The sequence below is a fragment of the Streptomyces sp. S6 genome, from assembly GCF_054880855.1.
Map to the genome: position 1 here is coordinate 1 of NZ_JBTYMC010000539.1, position 2,440 is coordinate 2,440.

1 protein-coding gene and 1 pseudogene are annotated in these 2,440 nt (G+C 72.7%); both read left to right on the forward strand.

Going from position 1 to position 2,440, the window contains the following annotated elements; all coding sequences use genetic code 11:
• Window positions 1–2,234: DEAD/DEAH box helicase (locus ACVNF4_RS34895; protein ID WP_461806868.1), on the forward strand; the 2,234-nt coding region annotated here is incomplete at its 5' end.
• Window positions 2,231–2,440: pseudogene (locus tag ACVNF4_RS34900) on the forward strand (SWIM zinc finger family protein); the annotation flags it as partial. The gene ACVNF4_RS34895 and the pseudogene ACVNF4_RS34900, both read left to right, overlap by 4 nt.

Sequence of the window (2,440 nt, forward strand, 5' to 3'; positions counted from 1 at the left end):
AGCGAGGCTGGGCGGCGGAGGTCGCCGCCGGCCGCGACGCGGGGCTGGCCGTCTCGCTGCGGCTGGAGCTGGACCACGCGGACTCCTTCCGGGCCGTGGTCCAACTGCGCAGCCTGGCCGATCCCACGGTGCTCGCCGACGCCGCGGACCTGTGGTCCGGCCACGCCACCGCCCCCGAACTGTTCGGTCCTCGGGCCCAGGTGGACACGCTGCTGACGCTGCGCCGGGCCGCCCGCGCCTGGCCTCCGGCCGGACGGCTGCTGGACTCCGCCGCCCCGGCCCGCCTGGAGTTGTCCGACGAGGAGGCCCAGGCGCTGCTGGGCGACGCGGCGGAGAGCCTTGCCGCCGCCGGGGTCGCCGTGCACTGGCCCAAGGAGCTGGTGCGCGAGCTGACGGCCTCCGGTGTCCTGGAACCCGTACACCGCAAGGGAACGCAGTCCGCGGCCGAGTCGTTCCTGTCCTCCGGTGGCCTGCTGGACTTCCGCTGGCGAGTCGCCCTCGGAGACCGGGAACTCACCGAGGAAGAGCTGGAACGGCTGGTCCAGGCACACCGGCCGATCGTTCGGCTGCGCGACCAGTGGGTGGTCGTGGACCCGGAACTGGTCCGCCGGCTGCGACGGACCAGGCAGTCCAAGGCGGCCCCGCTCACCGCGATCGACGCCCTGGGCGCCGCGCTGACCGGCAGTGTCGAGGTGGACGGCACGCCGGTGGCGGTCACCGCCACCGGCGTACTGGAGGAACTGCGCTCCCGGATCGCCGACCCCGAGGCCCGCGCCGCGCGCGAGCCCCAGGGGCCGCCGAAAGCCCTGGCCGCAACCCTGCGCGACTATCAGCTGCGTGGCCTGAACTGGCTGCACCGGATGACCTCGCTGGGCCTGGGCGGCTGCCTCGCCGACGACATGGGCCTGGGCAAGACCGTGACCCTGATCGCTCTCCACCTGCGCCGCCAGGAGCGGAAGACCACCGCCGGCCCGACCCTGGTGGTCTGCCCCGCCTCGCTGCTCGGCAACTGGGAGCGTGAGATCCGGCGCTTCGCACCGGCCACCCCCGTGCGCCGCTTCCACGGTCCCGGCCGCGACCTGGCCGGCCTCGACGACGGTGCGGACGGCGGCTTCGTCCTGACCACCTACGGGACCATGCGCCGCGACACCGAACGCCTCACCGGACAGCCCTGGGGCCTGCTCGTCGCCGACGAGGCCCAGCACGTCAAGAACCCGCACGCGCTCACCGCCCAGGCCCTGCGCCGGATCCCCTCCCGGGGACGGGTCGCGCTGACCGGCACCCCGGTCGAGAACAACCTGTCCGAACTGTGGTCACTGCTCGACTGGACCACCCCCGGCCTGCTCGGCACGCTCACCTCCTTCCGTGACCGCTACGCCACGGCTGTCGAGGGCGACCGCGACGAACAGGCCGCCCAGCGGCTGGCCGCGCTGGTCCGCCCTTTCCTGCTGCGTCGGCGCAAGTCCGATCCGGGCATCGCGCCCGAACTGCCGCCCAAGACCGAGACCGACCAGCCGGTCTCCCTGACGACGGAGCAGGTGTCGCTGTACGAGGCGCTGGTGCGCGAGCTCATGGCCGAGATCGAGGAGAAACAGGGCATCGCCCGGCGTGGCTTGGTGATGAAGCTGCTCACCGGCCTGAAGCAGGTCTGCAATCACCCCGCGCAGTTCCTGAAGGAGCCCGCGGGTGCCAGGCTCCCGGGCCGTTCGGGAAAACTGGAACTCCTGGACGAACTCCTCGACACCATCCTGGCCGAGGACGGATCGGCCCTGGTCTTCACCCAGTACGTGGCCATGGGCGCGCTGATCGAACGCCATCTGGCCGACCGAGGCGTGGACGCCCTGTTCCTGCACGGAGGCACCACGGTCAAACGCCGCGAGGAGATGGTCGACGCCTTCCAGGCCGGCGAGAAGAAGGTGTTCCTGCTGTCCCTCAAGGCCGCCGGTACCGGCCTGAACCTGACCCGGGCCGGACACGTCGTCCACTACGACCGCTGGTGGAACCCGGCCGTGGAGGACCAGGCCACCGACCGCGCCTACCGGATCGGACAGACCCAGCCGGTCCAGGTGCACAAGCTGATCGCCGAGGGCACCGTGGAGGACCGGGTCGCCGAGATGCTCCGGCAGAAGCGGGAACTGGCCGACTCGGTGCTCGGCTCGGGCGAGGCGGCCTTCAGCGAGCTGAGCGACAGCGAACTGGCCGAACTGGTCACGCTGCGAAGGACGGGACGATGAGCAGACGCATCCCGGCCCGGAAGGAAGCCGCGCGCACCTTCGACGCACTCCCGCCGGCCAAGGGCAGCCGCGCGCCCTTCGCCGACTCCTGGTGGGGCCGCGCGTGGCTGCGCTCCCTGGAGGAGTCCTCCCTGGACTCCGGCCGCCTCTCGCGCGGCCGGACCTACGCGCGCGGCGGCGCCGTCGGGCCGGTCACCGTCGCCCCC